Below are 15,455 nucleotides of genomic sequence, written 5' to 3' on the forward strand. Positions count from 1 at the left end.
CTTAACCTGAAATATTAAATTTCCTAGAAAAACACCTTAATTCACACTAAAACTCAAATTCATAACTGATATGCCGGTATCCAGAAAGTTTAGCATAGTTGCGGTGAGACAAAATTACTGCTTACAACCAAACTATGAGACCTGTTGATTCGTGTAGAATTACACTATGTTAAATGAACGCGCTCAAATATTATTAAAAACACTGGTAGAACGATATATCCACGAAGGTCAACCCGTTGGTTCCCGAGCTCTTTCAAAGTCCTCTGGATTAGATTTAAGTCCTGCAACCATCCGTAATGTCATGGCTGATCTTGAAGAAATGGGATTGGTAACTAGTCCGCATACTTCAGCCGGAAGGATTCCGACACCGCAAGGTTACCGTCTTTTCGTCGACACATTGTTGGTGGTAAAAGCCCTGGATAGAATAGAACTGAGTCATCTGGAAAATCAATTACACCCTGATAATCCATCGCGCTTGATCAATGTCGCTTCGCAATTACTATCCGAGTTGACTCGCTTTGCCGGAGTTGTCGTAACGCCCAAACGCAAAGGCGCTGTATTTCGCTATATTGAGTTTATGGCTTTATCAGAAAAGCGCATTTTGCTGATCATCGTAACCCCTGAAGGAGATGTGCAAAATCGCATTATCTTTACCAATATACCCTACAGCCAGTCCGATCTGATTGAAGCCGGGAATTTTATCAATCAGCACTATGCAGGTTGTACTTTGGATGAGATTCGCGGGCGTCTGGATAACGAACTTAAACAATTGCGCAGTGAAATGATCAGCCTGATGAATGCAGCCATTCAAGCCGGTGGTGATGCCGTCAATGAAAGCAGTGAAACCGTGGTCCTAGCTGGTGAGCGTAATCTGCTTCAGGTTGAAGATTTGTCGGCTAATCTGATCAGCCTTAAAAAATTATTTGAATTGTTCGAACGCAAAACAAAGTTGTTGCAGCTACTCGAATTAAGCCGACAAGCGCATGGCGTCAAGATTTTTATTGGCGGAGAATCCGATGTGGCGTCGCTGGAAGAATTCAGTGTCGTAACAGCGCCTTATGAAATTGAAGGGGAAATCGTCGGTACAGTCGGTGTTATCGGCCCTCGACGTATGGCTTATGAACGTATCATTCCGATTGTCGCAATTACCGCTAAACTCCTTTCCAGCGGCTTATCACAGCATTAATCTACGCTGTTTTAGCGATACACTCATCGCCGGATTATTGAAACATCGTTGCTCTAGAGAAACTTATTATTTTAAACAGATTAGACTAATACACTTATAACTATGCCCTCCAAATCCATCTATCAGCACGGATCGCCAAATCGAACCGGTGTGTTACTCATCAATCTGGGCACACCCGAAGCACCGACCGCTCAGGCACTGCGTCCTTATCTACAAGAATTCCTCAGTAATCCTCGAGTGATTGAAATACCCAGACTGATCTGGTGGCCCATACTGCATGGTTTTATATTACCTTTCAGACCGAAAGCATCGGCTGAGAAATATGCAAAAATCTGGATGCCGGAAGGATCCCCGCTCAAGGTTCATACTGAACGGCAAACAAAATTATTGCGAGAAGCATTACAAGCACGGCTGCAAAACCCGCCCATAGTTGAATACGCCATGAATATCGGCAAACCTTCTGTAGCAACAGTTATGGCAAAAATGCAAGAACAGGGTTGTGAGCGCATTCTTATCATTCCACTCTTTCCTCAATATGCTGCCAGCAGTACTGCCGCTGCGATGGATAATGTTTTTTCGGTATTAAGCCGGATGCGCAACTTGCCTTCGATTCGTACCGTTAAGCAATATCATGATCATCCAGGCTATATTGCTGCTTTGGCGCAGAATGTAAAGGATTACTGGGATGCGAATGGCCATCCTGATAAACTGATTATTAGCTTTCACGGCACACCGCGCGCAAGCCTGGATAAGGGTGACCCCTACCACTGTACATGCCAAAAGACGGGGCGATTACTGGCTGAAGCATTGGCCTTAACGTCAAGCCAATATTCCGTTTGCTTTCAATCACGCTTTGGCAAAGCCAAATGGCTGACACCGTATACCGCGGTAACACTGGAGCAACTGGGCAAGGAACAAGCACGACGTGTCGATGTGATATGCCCTGGTTTTGTATCCGATTGCTTGGAAACCCTGGAAGAAATTGCCATAGAAGCGAAAAACACTTTTGTACAAGCGGGTGGCAAAGAATTCCATTACATTCCATGCCTCAATGAACGTAGCGCCTGGATCCAGGCGCTAGCTGATATTACCTGCACGCATCTACAGGGATGGCTGGATATGGCGGTTACCGAGGAGGCAGCGCAATTATCCAGAAAACTGGCATTAGAAATGGGTGCGAAAGACTAGAGATTTTGTCCCTCGGCAAAGCCGAGGGAATTATTGATCCTAAATAATCAATGACCGGATTGGCGCATATGCTTCATGGCTTCTTCTGCGTGCTTGGCAGATTCAGGTCCATGTCCCATATCAGCATGTTTAATCGCTTCTTCTAAATGCTTGATTGCTTCATCCATATGCTTATGCGATGCCGCATGATCATCTCTTGACGCCTTAGCATGCGACAAGCTGTCTTTGGCATGCTGGAGCGCGTCTTTGGCATGCCCCATTTCTCCATGTGCTTGGGCTTTGCCTGCATGCTCCATCGCTTCTGAGGTATGCCCTGCATCAGATGCCAAAACCTGAGTGCTCATAAAAAACACCAATGTTCCTGCTGCAATAGTTGTTGATATAGCTCGCATGACAATTACTCCTTTCTTTAACAGAACGTTAATAACATGAATATTTCTGGGAAAGCCCCAGCAGCCGGACTGTAACTTCGAGGAAAAACCTGCAACCCACGTCTTCGAAGCTAATCAGCTCAGCATATTCTCAGTATATACCCAAACCTTATTTTTTCGTACGAATGTACAAAATGATTGACGTGCATCAATTGTTGTTGCGATCAACATTAATCCTCCTGCATTTCAAAATGTAAAAAAACTACACTCTTAAATTCTTTATTCGCGCAATTTTTCAATTCCGCTACATCCTTCCTTTATTCAGTTTCCATTCATAACTTCCTGTGTAAATTAACACCAATCGAAATAAATCTGAGTTAATTAACTGAAAGGAGACACAAAATGAAAACCAAAAAAACAATGTTGCCCAGTCTTCTAATCATGGCGTTATTAGCATTTACTTTAGCAGCGCCCACTTTAGCGCAAGCAGGCAGAGGTCATCATGGTCACGGTCATGGCCACCATCGTCACGGCCATCACCATCAAAAACACCACAACCATTTTAATGGATACAATTATATTTATAGTCAACCCCGTGGCTATAATCGGCCATACTACCCACAGCCACGGTATAACTATTACTATCCAGCACCGGTTTATGGCGCTCCTCCTCATGGAATGATGGGCATTGATACCGGAAATGCGAGCTTTATGTTACGCTTCTGAAACGAAAAACTGGTAACAGGTACCTCAAACGTACTTGTTGCCGCTTTGCTTGTCCCTTCAGTGCGCAGGACTATTAAGTTATGAATAGATGGCAGGAAATTTTAGTGATTGTGATGTTAATGACTGGCCCAATCACTCAAGCAATGGCCGGGTGGCAAAGTAGTGCCTCAAACTATTATCGTACTGGCAGCAACTCGCTCACGGATATCACCGAGCAGAAAGCGATTGCGATTGCACAACAGCATTTCAAAGGCCGTGTGCTCGCAATCAATCATGATGACAATATTTATCGAATAAAAATACTCAGTAATCAAGGAACAATCCACACCATCCTGATCAACGCGAGGGATGGATCGGTAATATCCACCCACTAATTCAGATCTTTTTTTCTTACTTTCAAAAATAATGAAATGCGCATCCTAGTCATCGAAGATGAAATCAAATTACAAAACCAGATTCGCCAGCAATTGGAATCCGTGGGTTATATGGTTGACACCTGCAGTGATGGCACAGAAGGGTTATTTTTTGCCACGGAATATCCGTTGGATGCCGCCATTATCGATATTGGATTGCCCGGCAAATCCGGATTGGAAATTATCAAGGCGCTACGTGAGCAAGGCAGTCTGTTGCCCATTCTGATCCTAACCGCCAGAAGCGGCTGGCAAGACAAAGTTCAAGGTCTGGAAATGGGGGCAGATGATTACCTCACCAAACCGTTTCAAATGGAGGAACTGCAAGCCAGAGTCAAAGCGCTGCTGCGCCGTGCGACCGGCATACCGCAAACATTACTGAAATGCGGCCCCATCACACTGGATGTCACAACTCAATCGGTTACTGTCCATGGAGAAACCATTGAATTGACATCATTTGAATACCGCCTGCTAGAAGAATTGGTGCGGCATCATGGCGAAATTCTCTCCAAACATACATTGGCCGATTATCTTTATCCGCACGATGAAGACCGTGACAGCAATGTACTCGAAGTCATGGTCGGGCGTTTGCGCCGCAAATTGGATCCCCAAGGCACACTGAATCCGATTGAAACCATGCGTGGACGAGGTTATCGCTTCACTCTGACCTGCAACAAATCTTCATGATGTCTTTAAATCAGCGCGTTTTGCTCAGCGCAACCTTGGTTTTACTGATTTTTATCGTCGGAATTGCGTTGGCATTGGATCGCGCATTTTATGACAGCGCGCGTCTAGGTGTGCAGGATCGTCTATTCGCGAAGCTGCTCATGTTAATGGGGGATTCGGAAGTTGAAGAATCCGGCGTTTTAGATGTACCAGCCAACTTGCTCGATGCAGAATTTGGTCACGTAAATTCGGATACTTATGCATTTATCATTGACCGCACCAATGCCATTACCTGGCAATCCACGTCATCGCTCAATGAAAAAATTCCGGTCGTGGCTCTCCTTGAAAAAGGGAAAAAAGAATTTGCGCAAATTATGATCGACGGCAAGCCCCATTTTATATACAGCTACGGCGTTGCCTGGGAAACACAATCCGGCAGCTATCCGTTTACCTTCACCGTCATCACTAATACCTTGCTGTTCGAAGCGCAGGTAGAACGCTATCGCGAAGACCTGTGGGGATGGCTCAGTGTCATGGCTGTTTTGCTATTGGTTACGCAAATGCTGGCATTACGCTGGGGTTTACAACCGATGCGTAAGGTTTCCACGGAACTAGCCGCAATTGAATCCGGTCAGCAGGAAAACTTGAAAGGTATTTATCCCAGCGAACTAAAGCTGTTAACCGATAGCATCAACTCTTTGATCAACCACGAACACAAGCAACAGAAACGCTACCGTAACGGTCTGGCCGATTTGGCGCACAGTCTCAAAACACCACTCGCCGTTCTCCAGGGAGCGATCCATGGAGAAGAAGACACGCAAAACCGGCGCATAACAATTCAAGAACAAATTGACCGCATGGATAACATCATCCAGTATCAGTTACGCCGCGCCGCAACCGCCGGAAGTTCTCCTGGCATGGGGCTGATCACCTTACGCCCAATGGTCGACAGAATCGTAACCACCGTTGCAAAAGCTTATCGCAACAAGCATCCGGCAATAACCATCGAGATCGATGATGCGATCAGTCTGCGCATCGACGAAGGCGATTTAATGGAATTACTCGGCAATCTGATCGACAACGCTTTTAAATGGTGCCTCCACAACATCCATGTATCCGCCAAATATCACGAAAACCAAGTGGTTATCCAGGTGAAGGATGATGGCTCCGGCATACAATTGCATGAAATTGACAGAATTTTAGAACGCGGTGTCCGCGCCGACCAATCTACACCCGGTCACGGCATTGGCTTGGCCATTGTCCGAGATATCATTCAAGTCTACGATGGAGAACTGGCAATTGAAAATAATCGAACCATTGGTCTCTGCGTTACTTTGCGCTTAAAGAAAAACAAATAATCCTAGGCCTGTCGGATAGGAAAATTAGCAGAGCAAATATTGAGAAAGCATTTCAACTGTGTCAGTTTGATACTTTTTCAGTACCTCTGACTGTGGAACCATACATTTCTTATCGCTATTTTTTAGTTCGATTTCCATCTGAACTAAGGTTTTCTGGGTTTTAGCCTGTTGCCATTGCATACATCCGTTTGAAATTATAAGCCATAGCAACGAAGAATTTGCACATTAATTGTAATGATGCACTTCCAGCGATAATTTCAATAAATTTGCTCCGCGCTGAGAAGATATCAGGATTAATCCTTACCGTTAACAGCTTCTTTTGCATTCCTTCGAAAGAAAAATTCCTGACGTAACACCTCAGATTATTACATTATCTGCATCTATCAGCTTATTCAAAAATATCTCCAGTGATTGGATTGCACCCAGAGAATGTTGTTTTCTTGTTAACAAATAATTAACACCTCAGGCTTTATATTCCCAGTCCAATCAGAAATTAGCGCAATTTAGTTTATTTGAGAAATCTCGGAATATCTCAAGATCCTCGGGATGTTGAAAATGGTCAGAGATATTGGATTGGAAAAATATTTGTTCTTAAATACTGAAAGGAAATTTGAATGAGAAAAATTTTTGACGAAGTGAGCGTCATTCTGCGTATTTCAGTGGTCATTTTGAGTGTCGCTGTAGCACCTCAGGTTCTTGCACAAGATGCGGCTGCCAAACGGATCAAAGAATTAGAAGAACGCTTACAGACAATGCAAAACGGCATGCAAGCGATGCAGAACGGCATGCAAGCGTTGCAAAGTGAATTGGAAAAAGTACGCACCGAATCTAGTCAAGCAACTCAGAAGATTGAGCATATTCAACAGAAAGAGAAAGAAAATCTGGCCGAAGAAGAGCAAGGAGGCCGTAAAGGCAATATGGTATTTTTCCGCGGTGGTTTTGCGCATAGCGCTCAACATCGCGATGGCCTTGTGTTTCATAGTGACGTTGTTAACGCTGGTGCGCAGGATCGGCCTGACAAAAATGCTTGGTATTTTGGCGCCGGTTTTGATTGGAATTTAACCAAGAATGCTTGGGGTCTAGCACCTAAAACGAGTGTCCTGGCAGAATTGATGATCGAATACAAACAATTCTCGTCGCATGTACAAGGCAATGCACTGGCCAACATACCCAGCCAATTAGTGGGGGGCACACTAAATCCACACAGTATCACGGTCAGTCAACTATCCATCTACGCGTCGCCAAAAATAAAATTTATGGAAGGCTCTCGATTGAGACCTTGGATCATTCCTGCCGGTTTCGGTATGCACATCATTAGCCCTCCCGGAGAGTCAGCCTCATTCTTTATTCCAGGCGTCGTGTTTGGTGGAGGTGTGGATTATCGAATATGGAAAGATTTCTATGCCGGTGTCGATGCGCGCTATCACATCACAGGAGGAAAGAAAGACGGTATTGACGTCGATGGCGTGACAGCTGGTGGGTACATGGGTATTGGTTTCTAGTCTTAACTTATGGGGGATGCGCGAAGCGCATCCCCCATCCAAGATTTATTTGGTTAGGTCAAAGTAATGTTCTTATTCATTCGTTCTTGCCTGGTATCAACTGTGAATTCGCATTATTCAATATTCTGCACCTGTTCCCGCATCTGCTCGATAATTACCTTCAATTCCATCGAAATCCGCGATATCTCCAGATCGACCGATTTCGAGCCGATGGTGTTGGCTTCGCGATGCAGTTCCTGCATCATGAAATCCAGTCGTTTGCCGACAGAACCGCCTTTATTCAGAATGCGTTCCACTTCATCCAGATGCGCTTGCAGGCGGGAGAGTTCTTCATCCACATCAATTTTTCCGGCAAATAGGGAGATTTCCTGGTGGATGCGGTCATCCTCCTGAGTGCCGAGAATTTCTTCCAAGCGGGTGCGCAGTTTTTCCTCAAACGCGGCAATCAGTGCAGGAATACGCGGGGATGCGGCGATCAGGAGCTGGCGGATCTGGTTGAGGCGCTCTAGCAAAATAGCTTTAAGTTTTTCGCCTTCGCGTATCCGGGCGGCTTTTAAGTCTTCCAGCGCGCTTTGCAGGAGCATCATGCCGATTTCACCGGATTCCTCCGCGGGGGAGTGGTCGTTTCCCAGCATGCCCGGCCATTTCAAGATTTCCGATACCGTTAACGATGGCGCAGCAGGGTGGTGTGTTTTGATCGTGCGTTGTAATAGTAAAAGCTTTTCAAATAATGCGCTATCCAGTTGCTGATTATTTTCAGCTTGCGTGGAAGGGGAAAAATTTAGGCGGCATTCAACTTTGCCGCGACTAAGTTGGGCGGCCAGCAGTTCCCGCATCGCCGGTTCTTGCTTGCGAAAGTCGTCCGGCAAGCGGAACTGGACATCCAGATAGCGGTTATTAACAGAACGTATTTCCAGGCTAAAAGAACCATGGGATGTTTCTTGAGTTGCGATGGCGTAGCCAGTCATGCTAAAAATCATGATAGAAAAACTTCCTACTTCAAGAATGGTAATAGAATGGATAAGTCGAAAAAACTATCGTTACAAACTGCCGGAGCCGGTTTTCGGTCAAGTAAACCGGTTACCGTAAAAGGCATTGCTTGGTTTTCCGGATCAAATAAGATTTGGCTGGCATCGACATATTTGATATCCCCGGGTGCGTTGAGCCGCCAAAGATTGGGAATTTCGGTGTACGGTTGATTCAGGCAATAGGCCAATGTATCGCCGTGAATTACTAAAACCGGTTTCTTAAATTGCAATGCTTTAGTTTTAATCAACTCACGCAGCATCCGGTAACCATCACATTCGGTGCGATTCTCGGCCGAGCAAGCAGGTTTGTCATGATCGAAATCAAACATGTCCGCATGAAAAACGATTACTATCGCTTGCAAAGATTCTGCCGCTGCAAATAATTGCTGTAGCCATTTCGCATTGGATTGGTCACGATAATCCGCTGCATTCAATGCAACCTGGTTATCGCTGCGCAGAATTTCCTTTCTGCCATTATTGGTTCCGGGAATATGCAGTGTCGCGAAAATAACAGAGCCAATTTTCCACAAGGCATTCTCAATCAAATCTTCCTGTCGGATAAAGCCAGGAATATTTTTGGTTAATTCAAACTGGTCTTGGTAAAAGAAAATCTGACGTAAAGTGTTGAGCCGCTCCAATTCGTCGTAGCGCATCGACATATTGAACCGGTCACAATCGGTCCAATCATTATCACCGGGCGTATACACTGTTTTATGCGGATTAAGATGCGCGATTTGCTGGTAATTGTTTTTATACAATTCATCGGTGCAGCTCAACCGGCCTTTCTTGAAATCTCCCAGGTGAATCAACACTGGGGGATTGAGTGCTTTAATGGCGGTGGCGATTGCGCCATCGGGATGTTCTAGCAGAGCAGATTCCGCATCTGTGTAGGGCATGTCTCCGAGGACAACAAACCGGGTTAATTTTTCAGCAGCGGGATAGGTTATAACACTTGCGAGTGTAGATGAAGTTAGAGAAATCAGTGATATAAAAAGCCATATCCATTTCACCATGTTTTGTCATTACCCATTCATATGACTCTGAAAAACCAGACCGGCATGTTCGCGCAGCTTATGAAAGCGGATGGCGGGCCAGTTGTCTTGTGCAACGCTTAATTCTGCACCGAAGGATGCCAGAAAGGTAGGTGCATCCACTGCATCATGGGCGATACGATGTGAATTCGCTTCAATAAACCGCTGCAATTCGCGTGGATCATCGCAGGTAACCCAACGCGCCAATTGATATTTAGCCGATGCAATGCGAGCAGCCACGCCGTATTCATGCTGCAGGCGGTGTGCCACCACTTCAAACTGCAATGTACCGACAGCACCGAGTAACAACATATTGCCCAAGAGCGGCCGGAATACTTGAATAGCGCCTTCTTCACCCAATTGCGCCAAGCCTAATTTCAGTTGTTTGCTGCGCAGCGGATCGGCAATTTCCACGGTGCGAAAAATTTCCGGTGCAAAAAAAGGCAATCCGGTAAATTGTAAAATTTCGCCTTCGGTTAAGGTATCGCCCAGTTGCAATGTGCCGTGATTGGGTATGCCGATGATGTCGCCGGGATAGGCCTCCTCAAGAATATCGCGGCGCTGGGATAAAAAGGATACCACCGTGCTGGTGCGGATATCTTTGCCGCTGCGCGCGACTTTTAAGTTCATGCCGCGTTTGAAATGTCCAGAACAAACCCGCACGAATGCAATGCGGTCGCGGTGCGCCAGATTCATATTGGCTTGAATCTTGAATACCATGCCGGAGAATTTTTTTTCATCCGGCAGCACCTCACGTTGGATGGCATTCCGTGATTCAGGCGGCGGCGCCAGATCAACCAGAGCATCGAGAATTTCCCGAACACCAAAGTTATTGATCGCGGAACCAAAGAAAACCGGCGTTTGTTTACCGGCGAGGAATTCTTTGTGATCGAAAGCCGGTGAGGCGCCTTTGATTAAATCCATAGCTTGCAATGCGGTGGACAGATCGGTGCCAAAGCGTTTATGCATTTTCGGGTCATCAAAATTCGTGATCACTTCCTCTTCATTGCCGACCCTATCCGCTCCGGGCTGGAATAAACGCATACAATTGTTTTGCAGGTCGCATACCCCGCGGAAGTTGCGCCCCATGCCAACCGGCCAGGTAAAGGGTATCGTAGACATCCCGAGAGTGCGTTCAATTTCGTCAATCAGATCGAGCGGTTCGCGGACTTCCCGATCCATTTTATTTACAAAAGTAACAATCGGCGTGTTGCGTGCGCGGCAAACTTCCAGCAAGCGCAAGGTTTGTGCTTCCACGCCATTGGCGGCATCGATCACCATCAGCGCGGCATCCACTGCGGTGAGTACGCGATAGGTATCTTCCGAGAAATCCTGGTGGCCGGGCGTATCCAGCAGATTGATGACGCAATCGCGGTATTCCATTTGCATGACCGAGCTGGCGACCGAAATGCCGCGTTGCTTTTCAATTTCCATCCAATCCGAAGTCGCATGCCGGCTGGCTTTGCGTGCTTTAACGCTACCGGCAATATGAATGGCGCCGGCGTACATCAGCAGTTTCTCGGTCAGCGTGGTTTTGCCCGCATCCGGGTGTGAAATAATGGCGAAAGTGCGGCGGCGCGCCACTTCGTTATTAATGCTCATAATTCTCAGAACCTTGTTCCTGTGGATAAAGAAAACAATGGGCAGTATGCGTTGTACTGAATGCACTGACAGGCGGATAGGTTTCTCGGCAAATAGCCATCGCTTTAGGGCAACGTGGGTGGAAATGACAACCGGCAGGCGGTGCGGCTGGCGACGGTAGATCGCCTTTTAAATGGATAATTTGCCGATCGGGATCGGGTTGGATCTGCGGTACAGATGACAGCAGTGCTTGAGTGTAAGGGTGCTTGGGGCGGCCGATTACTTCATCAATGTGTCCATGTTCAACGATCCTTCCCAGATACATCACAGCAACCTCATCAGCCAAATATTCTACAACAGCGATATTGTGGGTAATAAACAAAAATGCAAGTCCTAAGTTATTCTGCAACGATTTGAGCAGATTCAAAATTTGCGCCTGAACGGATACGTCCAGAGCGCTGGTCGGTTCATCACAAATTAACAGTTTGGGGTTTACAGCCAAAGCGCGGGCAATCGCGATGCGTTGCCGCTGACCACCGGAAAATTCATGCGGAAATCGCCATTTTACATCAGCAGGTAAACCAACGCGCTGCAATAACGCATCAATCTCTTTTTCTCTGGAAGGAGCGGATGACTGGTTATTGGCGTCCATGTGATCAATTCTTTCAACATGCAGTGCACTCATACCCTCCTGCAGAATTTCAATAATTCGCATGCGCGGATTCAACGAAGAGTAGGGGTCTTGAAAAATGATCTGAAATTGCGAGCGGATTTGGCGCAATTGGCTTCTGCCTAGCGCGACCAATTCCTGATCTTTGAAACGCACGCTACCGGCTGTGGGTTGAATCAATTGTAAAATGCTTTTGCCGATCGTTGTTTTACCGCAACCGGACTCACCGACGAGCGCCAAAGTTTTACCGGCAGCAATTTTCAGCGATACCCCGTCGACCGCTTTGACATGACCCGCAACGCGTTTGAATAATCCTTTGCGGATCGGGAAATGTACTTTTAGATCGGTTACCTGTAATAAGAAAGATGCTGTTGACGCGTGTGCTGTTTGTGCAATGTTTACAACATTCCGTATAAGACTGTCTGTCATCAGGTTGCTGGAAACGTGCATCGAATCTTTGTTATATAAATGACAGCGAACCTGATGCTGACCGGAAACCGGATGCCACTGCGGAATGGTGTCATGACACAAGGCCAAAGCTTGATTACAGCGATCGACGAAACGGCAGCCTGCAAACTGTTGCGATAAGGACGGCACATTGCCATTGATGACAGCCAATGCTTGATCGCGTTTTTGCTTTCCGGGCAAGGAAGCGAATAACTGCTGTGAATAAGGATGGGCGGGCTGATTAAAAAAATCATCCCGGGTAGCCAGCTCGACAATTTCGCCCGCGTACATCACCGCGATTCGTTGCGCCATTTCGGCCACTACTCCTAAGTCATGGGTAATCAGCAAAATCGCCATGTTTTTACGTTGCTGGATTTGCCGCATCAAATCCAGCACTTGTGCTTGTATGGTGACATCCAGCGCAGTCGTCGGTTCATCCGCAATGAGCAATTCAGGTTCTCCGGCAAGCGCCATGGCAATCATGGCGCGCTGTTTCATGCCGCCGGAAAACTGAAACGGATATTCATGCATGCGGCGCGGCGCATCCGGTATGCCGACTTGTTCCAGCAATTCTTGAATGCGCAGTTGCGCGGCTTGTTGTGGCAGATTGAGATGCTGCTTCAACACTTCATCAATTTGCTCGGCAATGGTCAAAACCGGGTTCAGGCTCAACATCGGTTCCTGAAAAATCATGCTGATGCGCTTTCCGCGAATTTTGCGCATTCCGGTTTCGGGCAATTGCAGCACATCGGTGCCATCGATTTTGATCTGACCGGCAACAATTTCACCGGCATCTGGCAGCAAGCGCATAATCGACAGTGCTGTCATCGATTTGCCACATCCGGATTCGCCCAATAAGGCAAACGTTTCACCTTCTGAAATTTTCAAGGTTAATCCATCGACTGCACGTACTGGTGCATCGCCGGTGTGCAGCAGCGTCTGAAGATTTTCTATGTCCAGTAAGGTTTTCATGGATGCTGAGACGGTGCTGACGGCGTGGTTGTTTCCGGGGTTTTATTTAACGGAAAGGTTTCTTGCTTTGCCGGGCGATGAAAGAAACTGTTTCTTTGTTTCAATATCCGGGTGCGCGGATCGAGTGCATTTTGTACCGCATCGGCAAAGAGATTGGCGCTCAGTACCAATGTGAACATAAAACCAAATGCCGCCATTAACGCCCACCAAACCATCGGTTCCCGCGCCATTTCCAGTCGTGCGGCATTAATCATCGTGCCAAAGCTGATTGTGGATGGATCAACGCCAACCCCGACATACGATAAAACAGCTTCGGCTAAAACCAGACCGCTGAAATCCATCACAGTTGCGATCAATACGATGTGCATCACATTCGGCAAAATATGACGGCTGATGATGCGCCAATGCGAGACGCCAAATGCGTGGGCAGCCTGGATATATTCCAATTCGCGTAACTTCATCGTTTCCCCGCGCAGTAAGCGGCATAGGCCGGTCCAACTGGTAATCCCAAGAATGATGCACAGGAACAATAAACGCAGATCCGCCCGTGAGGCAATCGTTTCAAAAATTTCCGGGTGCGTTTCGATATACACCTGCATCATCAATACGGCGGCTGCGATCAGTAAAACACTCGGAATAGAATTCAGCGTGGTGTAGATATATTGAATAACATCATCGATCCAACCGCTGAAATAACCCGCCATAATTCCGAGCAGCAATGCGAACGGCAGCATGATCAGCGTGGTTAAGGTGCCGATGACCAGCGCGACGCGGATACTTTTGAGTGATTGATACAAAATGTCCTGCCCGACTTTATCTGTGCCCAAAACATGATAGTGCGATGCCAGTGTGGATACACAGCCGATTAGCATCAACAGAATTAACAATGTGATTAATATGGCGTACCAGGGAATCTCGGTGGTGCGGCGCCAAATGCCGGACAGGTTATGCTGGAAGCTTTGCTGGTTACGGTGCGCCAGAAGCATGCACAAACAAACAACCAGGATTCCCCAAACCAATAGGCCATACGCCAAGCCTGTTGCGCCGCGCCATACAATATCGCCGATGTGTTCCGTTTCCGGGTTTTGCAGGTGTGCGCCGCCATATTCAAGCCGTGCGAAGGCGCGCACTTGCTTACCATCCGGAAGTTCAATGGTTTCTTTTGCGTAGAGATGCGATGCCAGCGGCGCTGAATAAGTTTTTTCGACATGGGTGCGTAACGGTGTCACCACAATATCCAGCAAACTCAATACCTCTACACTGTAGATTTTTTCCCCATCATTGGTTTTATGGTCCAGGACTGGGCGAAAATGCACCGTATCCAATAAGCCAATCACCAAGAAGAAAATCAAAATGGTGAGGGCAGACATCCCGCTGGCGCTGTGCCCGACGCGCTTCCAGGGCGTCAGCAGGTGCTCGTGATGACGAACATACCCAATAAAAGAAAGCACGATAGCGACAAATAAATAGATGAGCGCATCTGTCCACAGAATAATTGGGCTAAAGGGCATGGTCGGGAGAATGGGTGCTGTGGCAGTGACGTCGCATTAATTACAGTAGATTACTTATATCATAAATGAATGCTGTGATTTTTTGAAAGTTTATCGTTATGGGTGAGTAAGTAATGGTATGAATAACTGAGCTGACAGATATTCAATTACTTTGGTAACTGTACGCGATCTGATCTGCGATCAGTACAGTAAATTTCATTGATGCTTGGTTTATATCAATCAAATGGAGCGATATCTAGCCTCACGCCATTACCGCTGCTTACCTCGACAGTTCCAGTAATAATCGCATTACAAGTAGTAATCTGATTTGCGAGTCCCTTCTCATCCAGTCTGCGCCTGAAACTCAATGCTTGCTCGCGGTTCAAATAACCAACTGTCCGGTTATTGACATCAATCCGGACAGCGTTGCTGTCGTAGGAATTGTCGTTATCCGGTATCAAATGCGCTATCAGAATGTGTGCTTTGAGGGCTGAATCTTCATCAGGGGTTATTGCATTTTCCTGCAGCAATTGTTTGATTGCGCCTTGAAAGGATTCTGCTGCGATTGCGAAAGCAAATTGTCCCAGTTCCGGCCAGGCGTAATAATCACTTGCTGTGTTGGTGCTACTTTGTGCATCGACATGCGAGAGTGCTGCAGGCTCTCTGGCGGCGATTTTATCTCTCGATATATAGAGAATTATCGCTGAAATCAGCGCTACCGGGAGAATATGCGACTTGTCGACACTGGCGCCTGCCATTAGTCCGAAAATTAACGAGAATACTAGGATTGATAATAGGCTCATTTCTTGGATTACCTCCTTTTGTTACC

14 protein-coding genes are annotated in these 15,455 nt (G+C 46.7%); 7 read left to right on the forward strand and 7 right to left on the reverse strand.

Annotated features, from left to right (window positions below; all coding sequences use genetic code 11):
- Window positions 1-166 precede the first annotated feature (166 nt).
- Window positions 167-1,186 carry a heat-inducible transcriptional repressor HrcA gene (hrcA, locus tag K2P83_RS00060; protein WP_292925811.1) on the forward strand — a complete coding sequence of 340 codons (1,020 nt, stop codon included), beginning with the start codon at window positions 167-169 and terminating at the stop codon, window positions 1,184-1,186.
- A gap of 102 nt (window positions 1,187-1,288) precedes the next feature.
- On the forward strand, window positions 1,289-2,374 hold the full coding sequence (hemH, locus tag K2P83_RS00065; RefSeq protein WP_292925812.1) for a ferrochelatase: 1,086 nt from the start codon (window positions 1,289-1,291) through the stop codon (window positions 2,372-2,374).
- Between the two features lie 47 nt (window positions 2,375-2,421).
- On the opposite strand, the gene smbP is transcribed toward hemH, so the two are convergent.
- Window positions 2,422-2,766 carry a small metal-binding protein SmbP gene (gene smbP, locus K2P83_RS00070; protein ID WP_292925813.1) on the reverse strand — a complete coding sequence of 115 codons (345 nt, stop codon included), beginning with the start codon at window positions 2,764-2,766 and terminating at the stop codon, window positions 2,422-2,424.
- Between the two features lie 381 nt (window positions 2,767-3,147).
- On the opposite strand from smbP, the gene K2P83_RS00075 reads away from it, so the two are divergent.
- The 5 genes from K2P83_RS00075 to K2P83_RS00095 all read left to right on the forward strand — a co-directional run bounded on the left by K2P83_RS00075 (window position 3,148) and on the right by K2P83_RS00095 (window position 7,407).
- A complete protein-coding gene (locus K2P83_RS00075) occupies window positions 3,148-3,471 on the forward strand; it encodes a hypothetical protein (RefSeq protein ID WP_292925814.1) in 324 nt (107 codons plus the stop codon).
- Window positions 3,472-3,551: 80 nt separating this feature from the next.
- Complete coding sequence (locus tag K2P83_RS00080; protein WP_292925815.1) at window positions 3,552-3,845, forward strand: PepSY domain-containing protein; 294 nt, start codon at window positions 3,552-3,554, stop codon at window positions 3,843-3,845.
- 36 nt (window positions 3,846-3,881) lie between these two features.
- Window positions 3,882-4,568, forward strand: a complete 687-nt coding sequence (locus K2P83_RS00085) for a response regulator transcription factor (protein WP_292925816.1) — start codon at window positions 3,882-3,884, stop codon at window positions 4,566-4,568.
- Window positions 4,565-5,905: an ATP-binding protein gene (locus tag K2P83_RS00090; protein WP_292925817.1), complete on the forward strand. Its 1,341-nt coding sequence runs from the start codon at window positions 4,565-4,567 to the stop codon at window positions 5,903-5,905. Before K2P83_RS00085 ends, K2P83_RS00090 begins: the two co-directional genes overlap by 4 nt.
- 614 nt (window positions 5,906-6,519) lie before the next feature.
- Window positions 6,520-7,407, forward strand: coding sequence for a porin family protein (locus K2P83_RS00095; protein ID WP_292925818.1), 888 nt, complete (start codon window positions 6,520-6,522; stop codon window positions 7,405-7,407).
- Window positions 7,408-7,520: 113 nt separating this feature from the next.
- On the opposite strand, the gene K2P83_RS00100 is transcribed toward K2P83_RS00095, so the two are convergent.
- From K2P83_RS00100 to K2P83_RS00125, 6 genes are all read right to left on the reverse strand, one after another.
- Complete coding sequence (locus K2P83_RS00100; protein WP_292925819.1) at window positions 7,521-8,387, reverse strand: YicC/YloC family endoribonuclease; 867 nt, start codon at window positions 8,385-8,387, stop codon at window positions 7,521-7,523.
- A gap of 14 nt (window positions 8,388-8,401) precedes the next feature.
- Window positions 8,402-9,331 (reverse strand): hypothetical protein, encoded by a 930-nt coding sequence (locus K2P83_RS00105; RefSeq protein WP_363279232.1) that lies wholly within the window; start codon window positions 9,329-9,331, stop codon window positions 8,402-8,404.
- A 126-nt stretch (window positions 9,332-9,457) separates the two neighbouring features.
- Entirely contained in the window at window positions 9,458-11,068 is a 1,611-nt protein-coding gene (locus K2P83_RS00110) for a peptide chain release factor 3 (RefSeq protein WP_292925821.1), read from the reverse strand.
- Window positions 11,058-13,136 (reverse strand): ABC transporter ATP-binding protein, encoded by a 2,079-nt coding sequence (locus tag K2P83_RS00115; protein ID WP_292925822.1) that lies wholly within the window; start codon window positions 13,134-13,136, stop codon window positions 11,058-11,060. Before K2P83_RS00115 ends, K2P83_RS00110 begins: the two co-directional genes overlap by 11 nt.
- Window positions 13,133-14,647, reverse strand: coding sequence for an ABC transporter permease (locus K2P83_RS00120; protein WP_292925823.1), 1,515 nt, complete (start codon window positions 14,645-14,647; stop codon window positions 13,133-13,135). Before K2P83_RS00120 ends, K2P83_RS00115 begins: the two co-directional genes overlap by 4 nt.
- Before the next feature lie 215 nt (window positions 14,648-14,862).
- Complete coding sequence (locus K2P83_RS00125) at window positions 14,863-15,429, reverse strand: HIRAN domain-containing protein (RefSeq protein ID WP_292925824.1); 567 nt, start codon at window positions 15,427-15,429, stop codon at window positions 14,863-14,865.
- Window positions 15,430-15,455 lie beyond the last annotated feature (26 nt).

Origin of the sequence: Nitrosomonas sp. (assembly GCF_019752415.1) — a bacterium.
In the GTDB taxonomy this organism is placed as follows: Bacteria; Pseudomonadota; Gammaproteobacteria; order Burkholderiales; family Nitrosomonadaceae; genus Nitrosomonas.

What these genes read in the sequence shown, in the direction of transcription:
- hrcA (WP_292925811.1), top strand. Translation starts at nt 167, where the DNA reads ATGTTAAATGAACGCGCTCAAATATTATTAAAAACACTGGTAGAACGA.
- hemH (WP_292925812.1), top strand. Translation starts at nt 1,289, where the DNA reads ATGCCCTCCAAATCCATCTATCAGCACGGATCGCCAAATCGAACCGGT.
- smbP (WP_292925813.1), bottom strand. Translation starts at nt 2,766, where the DNA reads ATGCGAGCTATATCAACAACTATTGCAGCAGGAACATTGGTGTTTTTT.
- K2P83_RS00075 (WP_292925814.1), top strand. Translation starts at nt 3,148, where the DNA reads ATGAAAACCAAAAAAACAATGTTGCCCAGTCTTCTAATCATGGCGTTA.
- K2P83_RS00080 (WP_292925815.1), top strand. Translation starts at nt 3,552, where the DNA reads ATGAATAGATGGCAGGAAATTTTAGTGATTGTGATGTTAATGACTGGC.
- K2P83_RS00085 (WP_292925816.1), top strand. Translation starts at nt 3,882, where the DNA reads ATGCGCATCCTAGTCATCGAAGATGAAATCAAATTACAAAACCAGATT.
- K2P83_RS00090 (WP_292925817.1), top strand. Translation starts at nt 4,565, where the DNA reads ATGATGTCTTTAAATCAGCGCGTTTTGCTCAGCGCAACCTTGGTTTTA.
- K2P83_RS00095 (WP_292925818.1), top strand. Translation starts at nt 6,520, where the DNA reads ATGAGAAAAATTTTTGACGAAGTGAGCGTCATTCTGCGTATTTCAGTG.
- K2P83_RS00100 (WP_292925819.1), bottom strand. Translation starts at nt 8,387, where the DNA reads ATGATTTTTAGCATGACTGGCTACGCCATCGCAACTCAAGAAACATCC.
- K2P83_RS00105 (WP_363279232.1), bottom strand. Translation starts at nt 9,331, where the DNA reads ATGCCCTACACAGATGCGGAATCTGCTCTGCTAGAACATCCCGATGGC.
- K2P83_RS00110 (WP_292925821.1), bottom strand. Translation starts at nt 11,068, where the DNA reads ATGAGCATTAATAACGAAGTGGCGCGCCGCCGCACTTTCGCCATTATT.
- K2P83_RS00115 (WP_292925822.1), bottom strand. Translation starts at nt 13,136, where the DNA reads ATGAAAACCTTACTGGACATAGAAAATCTTCAGACGCTGCTGCACACC.
- K2P83_RS00120 (WP_292925823.1), bottom strand. Translation starts at nt 14,647, where the DNA reads ATGCCCTTTAGCCCAATTATTCTGTGGACAGATGCGCTCATCTATTTA.
- K2P83_RS00125 (WP_292925824.1), bottom strand. Translation starts at nt 15,429, where the DNA reads ATGAGCCTATTATCAATCCTAGTATTCTCGTTAATTTTCGGACTAATG.